19 protein-coding genes and 1 pseudogene are annotated in these 13,886 nt (G+C 71.4%); 15 read left to right on the top strand and 5 right to left on the bottom strand.

Going from position 1 to position 13,886, the window contains the following annotated elements:
* The 4 genes from alr to EEJ42_RS07515 all read left to right on the top strand — a co-directional run.
* The coding region (gene alr / locus EEJ42_RS07530) for an alanine racemase (protein ID WP_123099195.1) at positions 1 to 847 on the top strand (847 nt) is incomplete at its 5' end.
* Positions 848 to 849: 2 nt separating this feature from the next.
* Entirely contained in the window at positions 850 to 2,073 is a 1,224-nt protein-coding gene (locus EEJ42_RS07525) for an alpha/beta fold hydrolase (RefSeq protein ID WP_123099192.1), read from the top strand.
* 64 nt (positions 2,074 to 2,137) lie between these two features.
* Positions 2,138 to 2,635, top strand: a complete 498-nt coding sequence (gene tsaE, locus EEJ42_RS07520) for a tRNA (adenosine(37)-N6)-threonylcarbamoyltransferase complex ATPase subunit type 1 TsaE (RefSeq protein WP_123099191.1) — start codon at positions 2,138 to 2,140, stop codon at positions 2,633 to 2,635.
* A 141-nt stretch (positions 2,636 to 2,776) separates the two neighbouring features.
* Positions 2,777 to 2,956, top strand: coding sequence for a hypothetical protein (locus EEJ42_RS07515; RefSeq protein WP_123099190.1), 180 nt, complete (start codon positions 2,777 to 2,779; stop codon positions 2,954 to 2,956).
* Between the two features lie 51 nt (positions 2,957 to 3,007).
* Here EEJ42_RS07515 and EEJ42_RS07510 read toward each other — a convergent pair whose 3' ends face one another.
* Positions 3,008 to 3,568, bottom strand: coding sequence for a hypothetical protein (locus EEJ42_RS07510; protein ID WP_123099194.1), 561 nt, complete (start codon positions 3,566 to 3,568; stop codon positions 3,008 to 3,010).
* A gap of 126 nt (positions 3,569 to 3,694) precedes the next feature.
* Between EEJ42_RS07510 and tsaB the strand changes: the two genes are divergently transcribed.
* The 9 genes from tsaB (at position 3,695) to EEJ42_RS07465 (ending at position 10,132) form a co-directional block, all read left to right on the top strand.
* Entirely contained in the window at positions 3,695 to 4,369 is a 675-nt protein-coding gene (tsaB, locus tag EEJ42_RS07505) for a tRNA (adenosine(37)-N6)-threonylcarbamoyltransferase complex dimerization subunit type 1 TsaB (protein WP_123099189.1), read from the top strand.
* Between the two features lie 35 nt (positions 4,370 to 4,404).
* A complete protein-coding gene (rimI, locus tag EEJ42_RS07500) occupies positions 4,405 to 4,911 on the top strand; it encodes a ribosomal protein S18-alanine N-acetyltransferase (RefSeq protein ID WP_123099193.1) in 507 nt (168 codons plus the stop codon).
* Entirely contained in the window at positions 4,904 to 6,004 is a 1,101-nt protein-coding gene (gene tsaD / locus EEJ42_RS07495; protein WP_123099188.1) for a tRNA (adenosine(37)-N6)-threonylcarbamoyltransferase complex transferase subunit TsaD, read from the top strand. The genes rimI and tsaD overlap by 8 nt, the downstream gene beginning before the upstream one ends.
* Entirely contained in the window at positions 6,001 to 6,255 is a 255-nt protein-coding gene (locus EEJ42_RS07490) for a hypothetical protein (protein ID WP_123099187.1), read from the top strand. The genes tsaD and EEJ42_RS07490 overlap by 4 nt, the downstream gene beginning before the upstream one ends.
* A 94-nt stretch (positions 6,256 to 6,349) precedes the next feature.
* The gene (locus tag EEJ42_RS07485) at positions 6,350 to 6,700 is read left to right on the top strand and encodes a type VII secretion target (RefSeq protein ID WP_123099186.1); all 351 of its coding nucleotides are present in this window, start codon (positions 6,350 to 6,352) and stop codon (positions 6,698 to 6,700) included.
* Positions 6,697 to 8,142 (top strand): putative T7SS-secreted protein, encoded by a 1,446-nt coding sequence (locus EEJ42_RS07480; RefSeq protein WP_123099185.1) that lies wholly within the window; start codon positions 6,697 to 6,699, stop codon positions 8,140 to 8,142. The genes EEJ42_RS07485 and EEJ42_RS07480 overlap by 4 nt, the downstream gene beginning before the upstream one ends.
* On the top strand, positions 8,142 to 8,858 hold the full coding sequence (locus EEJ42_RS07475; protein ID WP_246096196.1) for a hypothetical protein: 717 nt from the start codon (positions 8,142 to 8,144) through the stop codon (positions 8,856 to 8,858). The genes EEJ42_RS07480 and EEJ42_RS07475 overlap by 1 nt, the downstream gene beginning before the upstream one ends.
* Positions 8,855 to 9,430: a hypothetical protein gene (locus tag EEJ42_RS07470; protein WP_123099184.1), complete on the top strand. Its 576-nt coding sequence runs from the start codon at positions 8,855 to 8,857 to the stop codon at positions 9,428 to 9,430. The genes EEJ42_RS07475 and EEJ42_RS07470 overlap by 4 nt, the downstream gene beginning before the upstream one ends.
* Positions 9,431 to 9,514: 84 nt before the next feature.
* Positions 9,515 to 10,132, top strand: a complete 618-nt coding sequence (locus tag EEJ42_RS07465) for a hypothetical protein (protein ID WP_123099183.1) — start codon at positions 9,515 to 9,517, stop codon at positions 10,130 to 10,132.
* Here EEJ42_RS07465 and EEJ42_RS07460 read toward each other — a convergent pair whose 3' ends face one another.
* From EEJ42_RS07460 to EEJ42_RS07450, 3 genes are all read right to left on the bottom strand, one after another.
* The gene (locus EEJ42_RS07460) at positions 10,133 to 10,456 is read right to left on the bottom strand and encodes a WXG100 family type VII secretion target (RefSeq protein ID WP_123099182.1); all 324 of its coding nucleotides are present in this window, start codon (positions 10,454 to 10,456) and stop codon (positions 10,133 to 10,135) included.
* Between the two features lie 74 nt (positions 10,457 to 10,530).
* Positions 10,531 to 10,734: a DUF397 domain-containing protein gene (locus tag EEJ42_RS07455; RefSeq protein WP_123099181.1), complete on the bottom strand. Its 204-nt coding sequence runs from the start codon at positions 10,732 to 10,734 to the stop codon at positions 10,531 to 10,533.
* Between the two features lie 10 nt (positions 10,735 to 10,744).
* Positions 10,745 to 11,596: a helix-turn-helix domain-containing protein gene (locus tag EEJ42_RS07450; RefSeq protein WP_123099180.1), complete on the bottom strand. Its 852-nt coding sequence runs from the start codon at positions 11,594 to 11,596 to the stop codon at positions 10,745 to 10,747.
* Between the two features lie 158 nt (positions 11,597 to 11,754).
* Here EEJ42_RS07450 and EEJ42_RS07445 point away from each other — a divergent pair, with 158 nt between their 5' ends.
* Positions 11,755 to 12,216: an ATP-binding protein gene (locus EEJ42_RS07445; protein WP_123099179.1), complete on the top strand. Its 462-nt coding sequence runs from the start codon at positions 11,755 to 11,757 to the stop codon at positions 12,214 to 12,216.
* On the opposite strand, the gene EEJ42_RS07440 is transcribed toward EEJ42_RS07445, so the two are convergent.
* Positions 12,213 to 13,394 carry a class I SAM-dependent methyltransferase gene (locus EEJ42_RS07440; RefSeq protein ID WP_123099178.1) on the bottom strand — a complete coding sequence of 394 codons (1,182 nt, stop codon included), beginning with the start codon at positions 13,392 to 13,394 and terminating at the stop codon, positions 12,213 to 12,215. The two genes, EEJ42_RS07445 and EEJ42_RS07440, sit on opposite strands and share 4 nt — an antisense overlap.
* Before the next feature lie 195 nt (positions 13,395 to 13,589).
* Between EEJ42_RS07440 and EEJ42_RS51705 the strand changes: the two are divergent.
* A pseudogene (locus tag EEJ42_RS51705) lies at positions 13,590 to 13,886 on the top strand (hypothetical protein); the annotation flags it as partial.

The raw sequence follows: 13,886 nt of genomic DNA, 5'->3' as shown, positions 1-13,886 counted from the left end.
GGCCAGCGGCGTGTGGGCGCTGCGCGAGGCCGCCGCGGCGGCGCGCGCGTGCGGGCGCACCGCGCGCGTCCAGCTCAAGGCGGACACCGGGCTCGGCCGCAACGGCTGCCCGCCGGCGGACTGGCCGGACCTCGTGGCCGAGGCCCTGGCCGCGGAGGCGGAGGGCACGGTCAAGGTGACCGGCCTGTGGTCGCACTTCGCGTGCGCGGACGAGCCGGGCCACCCGTCGATCGCCGCCCAGCTGACCGTCTTCCGCGAGATGGTGGACCAGGCGGAACGGGCGGGGCTGCGGCCGGAGGTGCGGCACCTGGCGAACTCCCCGGCGACCCTGACCATCCCCGAGTCGCACTTCGACCTGGTACGCACCGGCATCGCCCTGTACGGGATCTCGCCCAGCCCGGAGCTGGGCGTGCCCGCCGACTTCGGGCTGCGCCCGGTGATGACGCTGAAAGCGTCGCTGGCCGCGGTGAAGCGGGTGCCGGGCGGGCACGGCGTCTCGTACGGGCACCGCTACGTGACCCCCGGCGAGACCACCCTCGCGCTGGTGCCGCTCGGCTACGGTGACGGGATCCCGCGGCACGCCTCGGGCACCGGCCCGGTGCTGGTCGCGGGCAAGTGGCGGACCATCGCGGGCACCGTCGCCATGGACCAGTTCGTGGTCGACCTCGGCGGCGACAGCGCGGAGCCGGGGGACGAGGCGGTGCTGTTCGGCCCGGGCGACCGCGGGGAGCCGACCGCGGAGGACTGGGCGCGGGCCGTGGGGTCGATCGCGTACGAGATCGTCACCCGGATCAGCGCCCGGGTCCCCCGCGTTTATGTAGGTGACCTCGGGGGCACAGGGATCTGACCATGGGCGACGAGAGCACGGTGGAAACGGCGACGAAGGTCGCGGCGGGGGCCACAGCCGTGGGCTGGCGCCGGGGCGCCGGGTTCGCGGGGGCCGCGATCGGCGTGGTCGCGGCGGGCGCGGCGATGGGCGTCGCGCTGGAGCGGCTGACCGTCGGCCGCGGCGTACGGCGCAAGGCGCGCCTCGCCCTGGACGCGGAGGGCCCGTACGGCACCCTGCGCGGCACCCCGGGACGGGCGGTCGCCGACGACGGCACGGAGCTGTACTACGAGGTCGAGGAGATACGCGAACCGGTCGCGCCCACCCGCCGCAAGCGCCGGTTCGCGAGGCGGGCGCCCGCGGCCCCGGTGACCGTGATCTTCAGCCACGGCTACTGCCTCGGCCAGGACTCCTGGCACTTCCAGCGGGCCGCGCTGCGCGATGTGGTCCGCACCGTCTACTGGGACCAGCGCTGCCACGGCCGCTCCCAGCGCGGCTGCGCCCAGACGAACGGCACCCAGGTCAGCATCGACCAGCTGGGCCGCGACCTGAAGGCCGTGATCGACGCGGCCGCGCCCGAGGGGCCGCTGGTGCTGGTCGGCCACTCCATGGGCGGCATGACGATGATGGCGCTGGCCGCCCAGTACCCGGAGCTGATCCGGGACCGGGTGGTCGGCGCGGCGTTCGTCGGCACCTCGGCGGGGCGGCTCGGCGAGGTCAGCTTCGGCCTCCCGGTCGTCGGCATGAACGCGGTGCGGCGGGTGCTGCCCGGGCTGCTCAAGGCGCTCGGCTGGCAGGTGGAGCTGGTGGAGCGGGGCCGCCGGGCGACCGCGGACCTCTTCGCGGGGCTGATCAAGCGCTATTCGTTCGCGACGAAGGACGTGGACCCGGGGGTGGCCCGGTTCGCGGAGCGGCTGATCGAGGCGACGCCGATCGATGTGGTCGCGGAGTTCTATCCGGCGTTCATCGCCCACGACAAGGCGGAGGCGCTGCCGTACTTCGACGGCGTGCCGGTGCTGGTGCTGGCCGGGGACAAGGACCTGATCACGCCGATGGAACACAGCGAGGCCATCGCGGAGCTGCTGCCCGGCGCGGAGCTGGTGATCGTGGAGGACGGCGGCCACCTGGTGATCCTGGAGCACCCCGAGGTGGTCAACGGACATCTGGCCGAGCTGCTGACCCAGGTGGTCGGCGGCGCCGGGGGCGTCCCCGGGGACGGCGCGGGCCGCCGTTCGGCCCGGGGCTAGCCGTCGTTCGGCCGGGGGCCGGGCCGGACGCAGGGCGCGGTCCCGGCCCGTACCATCGGCGGGTATGGACGTAGGCACCACACGCATGACCGTCACCTCGCCCGAGCAGATGCGGGACCTGGGCCGCCGGCTCGCCAAGCTGCTGCGCCCCGGCGACCTGGTGCTCCTCACCGGGGAGCTGGGCGCGGGCAAGACCACGCTGACCCGGGGCCTGGGCGAGGGCCTGGGCGTACGGGGCGCGGTCACGTCCCCCACCTTCGTGATCGCCCGCGTCCACCCCTCCCTGTCCGACGGCCCCCCGCTGGTCCACGTCGACGCCTACCGGCTGGGCGGCGGCCTGGAGGAGATGGAGGACCTCGACCTGGACGTCTCGCTGCCGGAATCGGTGATCGCGGTGGAGTGGGGCGAGGGCAAGGTCGAGGGGCTGTCCGAGGACCGGCTGCACGTGGTGATCGAGCGGACGGTGGGGGCGGAAGCGGAGGAGAGCGACGTACGCGGCGTCGCCGTGACCGGTGTGGGGCCGCGCTGGGCGGACGAGGACCTGGCGTCGCTCGCGGGGTGAGCCGTGGGGAGATTCCGGAAGAGTTTCCGACAGGCCGTCGGCATGATGTTGCGCTCTGGGCATCAGGCGTGGTCACATGGTAGGGGAAGCGCGGTTAGGCGTACCTAACCTCCTGCCCACCAGGACCCTCAGGAGGCATCCATGTCGGCCCAAGAGCCCACCGCCCTGGACGACCCCCGGCGCGATGACCGGTCACCGTCGATGAGGGATCTGCTGGCGGCCTGTGCGGCGGCGAGCGCCGTCTCCACCCCACCGGAGGCCCCCGTCGAGGCGGAGGCGCAGCAGCGTCCCGCGGACGAGCCGGAGCGCGACGCGGCGTAGTCCGGTGCGCGGCGCTTCGAGCGACGCGACCAAGCGATCACACGATCACAACTAAGCGATCACGACGACCTTCGTGCCCGGCTGCGCGAACTCCCACAGCGCCGCGCCGTCCGCCCGGGACTCCCGCACCGCACCCGTCTTCTTCTTCGCCTGCGGGTCCGGCATCGTGCCGTCCATGGCCGCACTGAAACCGAACGTCACTCCCTCGTCCTGGTGAAACACCACGATGTGCTCCACCTGCACCCCGTCCGAGCCGACACCGCTCGGGTTGCGGGACGTGACCGCGTACGTGCCCGGGTCGGGGCTCGCCGAGCTGGCGCCCACCGCGAAGGTGCGGGTGGCCTTGCCATCGGCGCCGACCAGCCAGACCCGGTTGCCGCCCAGGGAGTAGACGACGCGCACACCGGTGCCGGACCCCTTGGGCAGAGCGGTGGACTTCTTCTCCGCCTTGTCCTTCGTCTTGCCCTTCGAGTCCGTCGCCTGCGAGCTGCGCCGTTCCTGGGTGCGGTGGTCCGGGGCGGTGGCCTTGGCCTGGTAACCGAGAAAGCCGACGACGCCCAGCGCGGCCGCGGTCAGAACGGCCACGGCGGGCCCGGTGCTGCTCCTTGGCACGGTGGCCACCCTCTCCTGTGGTCAGTACGTGCTTACCGCGCGTACGCAATATCACGACGGTAGCACCGGTGGACGGCCGCAACCGGCCCACCGCGACCGCCTCCCGCGGCGCCGTAGGCTGTCCTCGTGCTGTTGCTCGCGCTTGATACCGCCACCCCCGCCGTCACCGTCGCCCTCCACGACGGCGCCGAAGTCCTCGCCGAGACCGCCGAGGTCGACGCCCGGCGCCACGGCGAACTGCTGCTGCCCGCCGTCCACCGGACCCTGGGCACGGCAGGCGTGGAGCTGGGGGCCGTGACGGACATCGTCGTCGGCGTCGGCCCGGGCCCGTACACCGGGCTGCGGGTCGGGCTGGTCACCGCGGCCACCTTCGGCGCCGCCCTCGGCGTGCCCGTGCACGGGCTGTGCACGCTGGACGGGATCGCGTACGCCGCCGGGCGGGCCGGGCTCACCGGCCCCTTCGTGGTGGCCACCGACGCCCGCCGCAAGGAGGTGTACTGGGCGCGGTACGACGACCCGCGGACCCGCGTCACCGAGCCCGCCGTCGACCACCCCGCCGACCTCACCGAGCGGCCCGGCGTCGCCGGGCTCCCGGCCGTCGGCGCGGGTGCCCTGCTCTACCCTGCCGCCTTCGCGGACGTCCCCGCGGGCATGCCCGAGTACCAGTCGGCGGGCGCGCTGGCCTCGCTCGCCGCCGAGAAGCTGGCGCGCGGCGAGCAGCTGCTGCCCGACCGGCCCCTCTATCTGCGCCGCCCCGACGCCCAGGTGCCCGCCAACTACAAGGTGGTCACCCCCAAGTGACGGACACGGCTCACGAAGACGTCGCACTGCGCGAGATGCGCTGGTGGGACATCGACCCGGTGCTGGCGCTCGAAGAGGAGCTGTTCCCCGAGGACGCCTGGTCGCAGGGGATGTTCTGGTCCGAGCTGGCGCACGCCCGCGGCGGTGACGCCACCCGCCACTACACGGTCGCCGAGACCGACGGCCGCATAGTCGGCTACGCCGGGCTGGCCGTCTTCGACCGCACCGGCGACGTCCAGACCATCGCCACCGCCCGCGCCCACTGGGGCACCGGCCTCGGCGCCCGCCTCCTCACCGATCTCCTCAACGCCGCCACCGCCTTCGAATGCCGCGAGGTGCTCCTCGAAGTGCGGGTCGACAACACCCGCGCCCAGCGCCTCTACGAGCGCTTCGGCTTCGAACCCATCGGCATCCGCAAGGGCTACTACCAGCCCGGCAACGTCGACGCGCTGGTCATGCGCCTGACCGGCCCGGCGACCACCGTCGCGACCCCCTCATCCGATCCAGGAACATCCGTACAAGGAACGAAGACCCATGGCTGACGAACCGCTCGTCCTCGGCATCGAGACCTCCTGCGACGAGACCGGCGTCGGGATCGTGCGCGGCCACACCCTGCTCGCCGACGCGGTCGCCTCCAGCGTCGACGAACACGCCCGCTACGGCGGCGTCGTCCCCGAGGTCGCCAGCCGCGCCCACCTGGAGGCGATGGTCCCGACCATCCAGCGGGCCCTGAAGGACGCCGGAGTCGCCGCCTCCGACCTCGACGGCATCGCCGTCACCGCCGGTCCCGGCCTCGCGGGCGCCCTGCTCGTCGGCGTCTCGGCCGCCAAGGCGTACGCGTACGCCCTCGGCAAGCCGCTGTACGGCGTCAACCACCTCGCCTCCCACATCTGCGTCGACCAGCTCGAACACGGCGCCCTGCCCGAGCCGACCATGGCGCTGCTGGTCAGCGGCGGCCACTCGTCGCTGCTGCTGGCGCCCGACATCACCACGGACGTCCGGCCGCTGGGCTCGACCATCGACGACGCGGCGGGCGAGGCGTTCGACAAGATCGCCCGGGTGCTCCACCTCGGCTTCCCCGGCGGCCCCGTCATCGACCGCATCGCCCGCGACGGCGACCCCGACGCGATCGCCTTCCCGCGCGGGCTGACCGGGCCGCGCGACGCCGCGTACGACTTCTCCTTCTCCGGCCTCAAGACGGCCGTCGCCCGCTGGATCGAGGCCAAGCGCGCGACGGGCGAGGAGGTTCCGGTCGCCGACGTCTCGGCCTCCTTCCAGGAGGCGGTGGCCGACGTCCTGACCCGCAAGGCCGTCCGCGCCTGCAAGGACGAGGGCGTCGACCACCTGATGATCGGCGGCGGCGTCGCCGCCAACTCCCGGCTGCGCGCCATGGCCGAGCGCCGCTGCGAGGACGCGGGCATCACGCTGCGCGTGCCGCGCCCCAAGCTGTGCACGGACAACGGCGCGATGGTCGCTGCCCTCGGCGCGGAGATGGTCGCGCGCGGCCGGTCCGCGTCGGCCTGGGACCTGTCGGCCGACTCCTCGCTCCCGGTGACGGACCCCCACGTCCCGGCGCCCGCGCCGCACCACCACGACCACGTCCACGAGCTGAGCCGGAAGAACCTGTACGCATGACCGTCGCCCTGATGTGGGAAGCCCGCGCCGTCGAGGGCCGCGGCGCGGACCTGCTCGCCTGGACCGCCGACCAGCCCCTCGACCCGCCCCCGCTGCGCCGCGAGACCTTCCGCGCGCCCGAGGACCGGGTGCTCGTGATCACCTGGTGGGACGGTACGTACGACACCCCGGACCTCCCCGAACTGCCCGAGCCGGGCCCCGACCTGGTGCGCCGTGCCGTGCACCGGTGGCGCTTCGAGTCTGTGGGGTAGCAAAATCAGCCCAGGCCCCCGTGTGGGCGAATGCCCGGCCGACACGTAACGTGTGGACGGCTGCGCACACGTACGAATAGCACGGAGAGAACGCATGGGCGGCTATCTGAGGGTCGAGGCGGACAATCTCGGACGCTTGCTGAGAGATCTGCACAACAGCCAGGAATGGATGCGCAAGGCGCTCAGCGGGATGAAGGACATCGGCCCGAAGAGTACTGGCAGCGAGGCGTTGGACAACGCCTGCGACGAGTTCCACGACAGCTGGGACAACGCGATTGAGAAGATCGCGGATGGAACGGGCCAGATCAAGGACAAGCTCCGGGCGACGAAGAACGACTACGAAGCCGTTGAGCAGGCCATACGCGACGCGATGCACAAGGGTGCGGCCAAGAAGCAAGGCCCTGCGCCGTCGCCGCAGCCTCGACCGACTGCGGGGGCACGGTGAGCGACTTCCCTGCCCTCGGTTTCAACCCCGCGCCCGGGCGGCTCGAGAGTGTCGACGATCTGGCGACGAAGCTGACGAAGGCCGTAAAAGGGCTGGACAATGCATACAAAACGCTGACGGAGATCAGCAAGGGCGGTAAAACGTGGGAGGGAGAGGCGGCGAGCGCCTTCGCGGAGAAGGTCGGCGACCTGCCGAAGTATCTCGACGACAGCCGCGACGCCCTGCGCTCGGCGGCGACCCAGCTGTCGAGATGGCGGACGAAGCTCGCGGACTTCCAGGACAAGGCGCGTGAGTACGAGGCGGACGCCAAAGCGGCCAAGGAGAAGCAGAAGACCCGGGAAGCCGCTCACGACCGGGCGACGACCGCGTACAACACGGCAGCCGCCAACCCTGCGCTGAGGCTGCCCGGACAGGTGTATACCAACCAGGCCGACTTGGACAGCGCTCAGGCGAAGTACAACACTGCCAGCGCCCACTTGAGTAAGGCCGACACCGCTCTCGACACCGCGACAAAGCAGCTGGACTCCGCTCGCACCGAGTTCGAGGACATCGTCAAGAAGGCCGAAGAGCTGCTGGAATACCACCAGCAGAAGGCTCAGACCATCGCCGACATGCTCACGAAGGCGAATGACAAGGCGCCGGATCCGGGATTCTTCGAAGGTCTCGCGGACGCTTTCACCAAGTTCGGGCACAAGATTCAGAATTGGTGCACCAAAAACGCCGACATCCTGAAGAAGGTCGGCGACTGGCTCTCGATCGGCTCCAGCGTCCTGGGAGTCGCCTCGCTGCTGACCCTGTGGTGCCCCCCGCTCGCCGGTGGCCTGGCTCTCGCCAGCGCGGGTCTCTCCCTCGGTGCGCTTGCCACCCACGGGGCGGCGAAGCTCGGTGGGGCGGACGTGGGAGTCATGGATCTGGTGGGGGACGGACTCGGAGCGATCCCGTTCGGGAAGTTCGGCTCCGTCGCGATGAAGGGCGCCAAGGTGCCCATGAAGCTGGCGCAGGTGGAAGGCCGCACCGTCGCCTCGGTCGATAGGGTCAACAAGATCCGCGGCCTGCGGGACGCCGGGTTCACCGGCGAGGCTCTGAGGGGCAGTCGGATCCTCGGGATCGGTGACGACTACATAAAGGGCAGCAAGGTCTTCACCGCCACCGGGGTCGGTGACCGCGTGAAGCTGGCCTGGACCAACCACGTCCAGACCGTCGCGGGGGCGAGCGTCAAGGAGGCAGGGATCAGCAAGGGCCTCACCAGGGTCCTCGAGAGCGGCCTCACTCCGGAAGCGGTCAAGACGTCCCTGAGCGGGGCCCTGAGGGGCGACGGCTCCATCGACCCGCTCTCCTGGTGGTCCAAGGGCCCACAGCTGGCCCAGCAGGTTCCGGGCATCGGCATCGACGCCCACACTCAGCTCACCGATTCCGGTACGCCGGCTGCGGGGAGGCTCTGATGCCCGTCCCCCCGCGGGAAATGTCGCTCACGCTGGACACCCCGGAGGGCTTCCACGAGCTGCCGCTGCACCTCCCCCCGGACGTCCTTGACGCCGCCCTGTGGGAGCTGGCGGAGAAGATCTGGCCGGAGGGTACGGAGTTCCAGCGCGAGACCACCGCCGTTGTCTACTCCGACCTCACCGAGGCCCTGGCCGCCGACAACGCTCTTCACGCAGCCGTCGCCTTCTATGAGGCGGAGGACGGCTCGGTGAGCACCGCTCAGCTCCTGGTACGGGCGGAGGCCGTGGACCCGGAGGCCCCGGAGGTCGTCGCTGCCTCGTTCCAGGAGCTGCTTTCCCTCGCCGACCACCGCAGCGTCGCCCGGGTGGACCTGCCCCGTGGCCCGGCCGTGCTCTCGCTGCACGCCACCGAGACGGAGGGCGAGGCCATCCTTCCGGCACTGGACTTCGCTCACATCGAGTTGTACGTACCCGCTCCGGTACCGGGCTGGCTGGTGGTACTCGCCCTCACGACACCGTGCTTCGCCGATCTGCCGCGGTACACGGGTATCCTGCGGCAGATCGGTGAGTCCCTGGTCATGCGCTCGGCGGAGCGGGCGGACGACCTCCCCAAGGGGCCGGCGGCCGGCGATGTGCTCGCGGCCTTTGGGCTGAGGGGTGCAGCGAACTCCGACGGCGGTGACGGCGCCCGGAAGACGACCCTGGATACTCCATGACACTCACCTTCACCCGCGACCTCGACTCCAAGCGCTACATCCTGCGCCCTCGAGGCTCTGACCCGCTCCACGTGCGCCGTGGCGCCCCTGACGGCCGCCCGCTTCCCGAGGGGTACAAGCCGCGCTTCACCATCGCCGCCGACGCGGGCGGGGGTCCGCCGCTCGCCGTGGTCGTCCGGAAGGGCGATCGTCGCCTCGCCGTGCTCACCCCCGAGCACGAGCTCCTGGCCGAACTGCGCCTGCCGCCGCGGAAGAAGCGATGGCGGCGTCTGTACGAGATCCACTTGCCCGACGGGACCGTGCTGCACGGGCGGGAGGGGACGGTGCCGTCGCTGCTGCTGTGCCTGCTGCTGCTGCCGTTGGCTCTTCTGTACCTGGTTGGCCTGGCGGTGTCCGACATGGACGCCCCCGACTTCAGCGCCCCGCTGCGGACGGCCTGGAAGCGGCAGGGTGCGAGTTTCGGCCGGGTGGCCATGACCGAGTCCGTGCGCGGCCGGTTCCGGGTCCGGGACGACGGGCTCGACCACCGGGTGGCGTACGCGCAGGCCGTGGCGAAGTACTGGAAGGGGTGACCCGCGACAGGACCGCAGGCTGGTTCCTGTGCGCCGCGGAGGAATGGAGTTCACGCCTCTGTGAGAACTGAGAGACTGCGTTCCATGACCCCGCCCGACGCGTTGCCCCCGCCTCCGCCCGCCCCGGACATGCGGCCCTGGCCCGACCGTGCCGGGCTGCTCGCCGATCGGGCGCGGGCGATGGGGACGCTGGCGCGGTGGTACATGGCGCCGCACCGGGCGTTGCTGCTGTGGCTGCTGACGCTGGTGTTCGCGCTGGGGTGGACGCTGGCGGTGTCGGGGTTCCAGTTCCTGGTGACCGGCCAGATCGTCGAACACATCCTCGGCGTGATCTTCCTCGGGCTGGCCCTGGGCGCCACCGTCCCCTCCAGCCTGGGCCTGGCCTCGGGCATCCGGCGGGACGTGTTCGTCGGCGCGCGCCTGCGGGACTGGGCCGAGCTGGGGCGGGACCCGCAGACGCTGCCGCACTGGCGGGTGTCGGGCAGCGCGCTGCTGTGGCTGCTGCCGTCGCTGCTGCTGTGCTGCCTCGGGCTGGTGCTGGGGGCGTCCACGGCGATGTCGGACCTCGGCGCGGAGACGTTCGGGGTGGCGATGGGGATCGCCGTCGTCTTCGCGGTGGCGGGCGGTCTCGGCCTGCTCAAGGCGATCGGCTACTACCGTCTCGTCAACCGCGAACTCAGCCCCGACGACGCCGAGGACTGATCATTCGGAGGTGTCGGACGACCGCTGGAGCGACTGGAAGCGGTGCAGCAGCTCCAGATACCGCTCGCCCAGGCTCTCGCCGCGCCGCTTCGTCGCGTCCTCGACGTGCAGCAGCATCTGCCGGATGCGCGCCGCGTCCCGGTAGGCGTCCCGCTGGAGCTTCTTGTGCGCGGTCGCCGCGGGGCCCTTCCAGTCGTCGCCGACGGTCTTCGCCAACTGGTCGAGTCCTGCGACCGTCTCCTCCAGGTAACGCAGCATCTCCTCCAGATCCTGAAGGAGATCGGACATTTCCTGATCCGATACGGACCGCTTCTCGTCACTCATGTTCCATCCCTGCCACCCTCCGGTCCGGCCCCTCAGCGGGATGATCGTGCCATGACCGGAGCCGGTCCGGAGGACTACTCCGCGAGGTGGTCGAACTCGCCCGCCTTGATGGCGTGGAGGAGGGGCCGCAGCTTCGCGGGGGTGGTGGTCATCACGGTGCCGGGATCGTCGCTTTCGCGGAGGGCTATGGCGTCGGGTCCTATGGAGGCGAGCTCTATGCAGGAGTTGCCGTCCCCTTGCGTGGAGTAGGAGGACTTCTGCCAGTTGATCTCAGACATTTCCTTGCCTTCAGAGATGTTGGGCGATGCCGTGGATCATGTCACGTGACTCCTTCTGGGGGAGGGTCACTTTCATCGTCCGGGCCAGCACCGCCCGGTGATTGGTCAGCTGGGTCTCGGCGTCCAGGAACATGGGGCCGTGCGCGGCGTCGAGCTGCACCGTGTCCAGCTGCGGCACCGGGCCCGAGGCATAGGTCATCGATACGCCGGAGACCGGGAACCCGCCCGCCTCGAAGGGAATGACGCGCACGGTGACATTCTCCCGTGTCGAGGCCTCCAGCAGGCTGTCCAGTTGTCTGCGCATGAGCTGCGGCCCGCCGAACCGCAGGCGCAGACAGGCCTCGTGGATGATGAAGGTGCACGGCGGAGGATCGTCCCGGTCGAGGATGTCCCGGCGCTTCATGCGATGGGACAGCCTGCGCCTCAGCTCGGGCGGTGACCACGCCGGAACGGCCTCGCCGAGCACGGCCCGTGCATATTCCTCGGTCTGCAACAGGCCCGGCAGGAACATCAGCTCGACCACGCGCAGACTCGTCGCGTAGTACTCCAACTCGGCGAGGTCGAGCCCGCCGGTGGCGATATGGCCCCGGTATTCCTCCCACCAACCGCCCTTACGCTCCCGGGTCATGGAGACGAGCGCGTCGACGTACGCGTGGTCGGGGCAGGTGTAGATGGCGGCGAGGGCCCGCACCCGCTCCTCGCTCACGCCGAAGCGGGCCAGCTCCAGGTTGGTGATGTGGGTGCGGTTGATGCCCAGCCGGTCAGCCGCCTCCTGGATGCTGAGTCCGGCGCCCTCGCGCATCCTCCTCAGTTCTGTGCCGAGCCGGACTTGACGCGCGGTGGGGACGCTTCTGGGTGGCATGGCCCTCTGTAACCCTCACGAGGTAATTGTCGGGGAAATTCAACGGGACCGTAGCAGTTGTTTGCATCGCTGCCCTACCTTGGGTGTCGTCGCCGCTACTGCGCGTTGATCGTTGTAACGGTACGCGCGATATAGGCCCGTTCGCAGGGAGTTGACCCATGGAGTCCGACTACGAGTCCGACGACCGTCCACCACGTCGCCCGCCCGCGCCCTCCAAGGACCCGTACGTCTACACGCTCCAGAGCAACCGGAACGCCACGTCCGCCAAGGTCTGCCGGGACTTCGTCGCCGTCGTGCTGGGCTCCGTGGGGCAGGAGGACCTGGTCGAGGTGGCCACCCTGTGCACCTCCGAGCTGGCCACCAACGCCTTTCTGCACGCCGAGGGCGACTCCCTGACGCTGCGCGTGATGATCGAGCCGCCCCGCTTCCGTGTCCTCGTCTACGACGCCTCCGCCCAACTCCCCACCACCGCACGGCTCGCCGCCCCCGACCATCTGCGGGGTCGCGGCCTCGGCCTGGTCGCCGCCCTCGCCGACGCCTGGGGAACGGCCGACGCGGACCCGGCGGGGATGTACGCGAAGGGGGTGTGGTTCGAACTCCGCGCGGAGCAGAAGAGCTAAGAGGCCGGGTGTCCCAGGAGCATCGTGGGGGCGCCCGCCGAACGGGTGAGGAGGATCGTGCAGGCGTTGTCCCCTTCCAGCCGCAGCTTCTTGCGCAGATGCTCCGGCTCGACGGCCGAGCCGCGCTTCTTGATGGTCGCGATGCCGACCTCGCGCTCCCGCAGCAGCGCCCTGAGCTTCTTCAGGTTGAACGGCAGCACATCGGTGATCTCGTACGCGGTGGCGTACGGCGTCAGGCGCAGCTCGTCCGTGGTGATGTAGGCGATCGTCGGGTCGATGAGGCGGCCGCCGATGCGGGCCGCGACGTCCGCGACGAGGTGGGCACGGATGACGGCGCCGTCCGGTTCGTACAGCCAGCGGCCGACCGGGCCGGGCTCGGGGTCGGGGAGCTGGGCGCCGAGCAGGGAGTGGCCGGTGGGCAGCAGGGTGGCGCGGCGCATGCCGGGGCGGGCGGTGCCGAACCACAGGACGGCCTCCTTCACGTTCCCCTGGTCCGAGATCCACTCGGCCTCCGCGTCCTCCGGCACCGCCTCGTGGGGAATGCCGGGCGCGATCTTGAGGGCGGCGCGCGGGGTCGTACGGGCGGCCTCGATGGCCCAGGACAGCGGCGGGGAGTACGCCTCGGGGTCGAAGACCCGGCCCCGGCCGCCGCGCCGGGCGGGGTCCACGAAGACCGCGTCGTACGACGAGGTGTCGATCCCGGTGACGTCGGCGCAGCGCACCTCGATCAGCTGCGACAGGCCCAGCGCGTCGGCGTTGGCCCGGGCGACCGCGCAGGTCAGCGGGTCGCGGTCGACGGCCAGCACGCTGAGCCCGGCCCGCGCCATCGCGATCGCGTCACCGCCGATGCCGCAGCACAGATCGGCCACGCTGCGCATCCCGAACCCGGCCAGCCGGTCGGCGCGGTAGGCGGCGACGGAGGTACGGGTGGACTGCTCGACGCCGTTGGGCGTGAAGTACATGCGATGGGCGTCCTCGGCCCCGAACTTGGGCACCGCCCGCTGCCGCAGCTGTGCCTGGGTCAGGGCCGCCGAGACCAGGGCGGCCGGATGATCGCGGCGCAGCCGGGTCGCGGTGGCCAGCTCCCGCGCCGGGTCGTAGTTCCGGAGCGCGGAGAGCAGCGCCTGCCCCTCGTCGCCGAGCAGTGAGTCGAAGGCGTCAACGTCCACATGGCCCATTCTCCCCGCTCCGGGGAGCGCATCCGCACCCGCGTGTCGCGCGTCCGCGCACCGTAGAGATGAAGATCGCTTGTGTGATGATGATNAGTGAGTCGAAGGCGTCAACGTCCACATGGCCCATTCTCCCCGCTCCGGGGAGCGCATCCGCACCCGCGTGTCGCGCGTCCGCGCACCGTAGAGATGAAGATCGCTTGTGTGATGATGATCAACGCTGGTCTTTCCAGGTGTCTGGTTCTCGCCGCCGCGGCGGCCGTACTCGCCGGCTGCGGAACCCTCGCCACCCCCGCGCCACCGGCCGGGGCGGGCAAGGAGGCCACCGGGCCGCGGCGGACGCCGGGCGCGGCCGCCCCGTGGTCCGCGTCCGGGCCACCCGCCGTGTCCGCACCGTCCGGGGCGCCGCCCGGGGACGCGTCCGCGCCCTCCTCGGGCCTCGCCGCGGACGACACGCGGCCATCCCCGCCGCCGGGCCCGCCCCCGCAGTCGCCGCGCCCG

Source organism: Streptomyces botrytidirepellens, assembly GCF_003721215.1.
GTDB classification, from domain to species: Bacteria; Actinomycetota; Actinomycetes; order Streptomycetales; family Streptomycetaceae; genus Streptomyces; species Streptomyces himastatinicus.
This window is presented reverse-complemented; position numbering and strand designations above follow the sequence as displayed.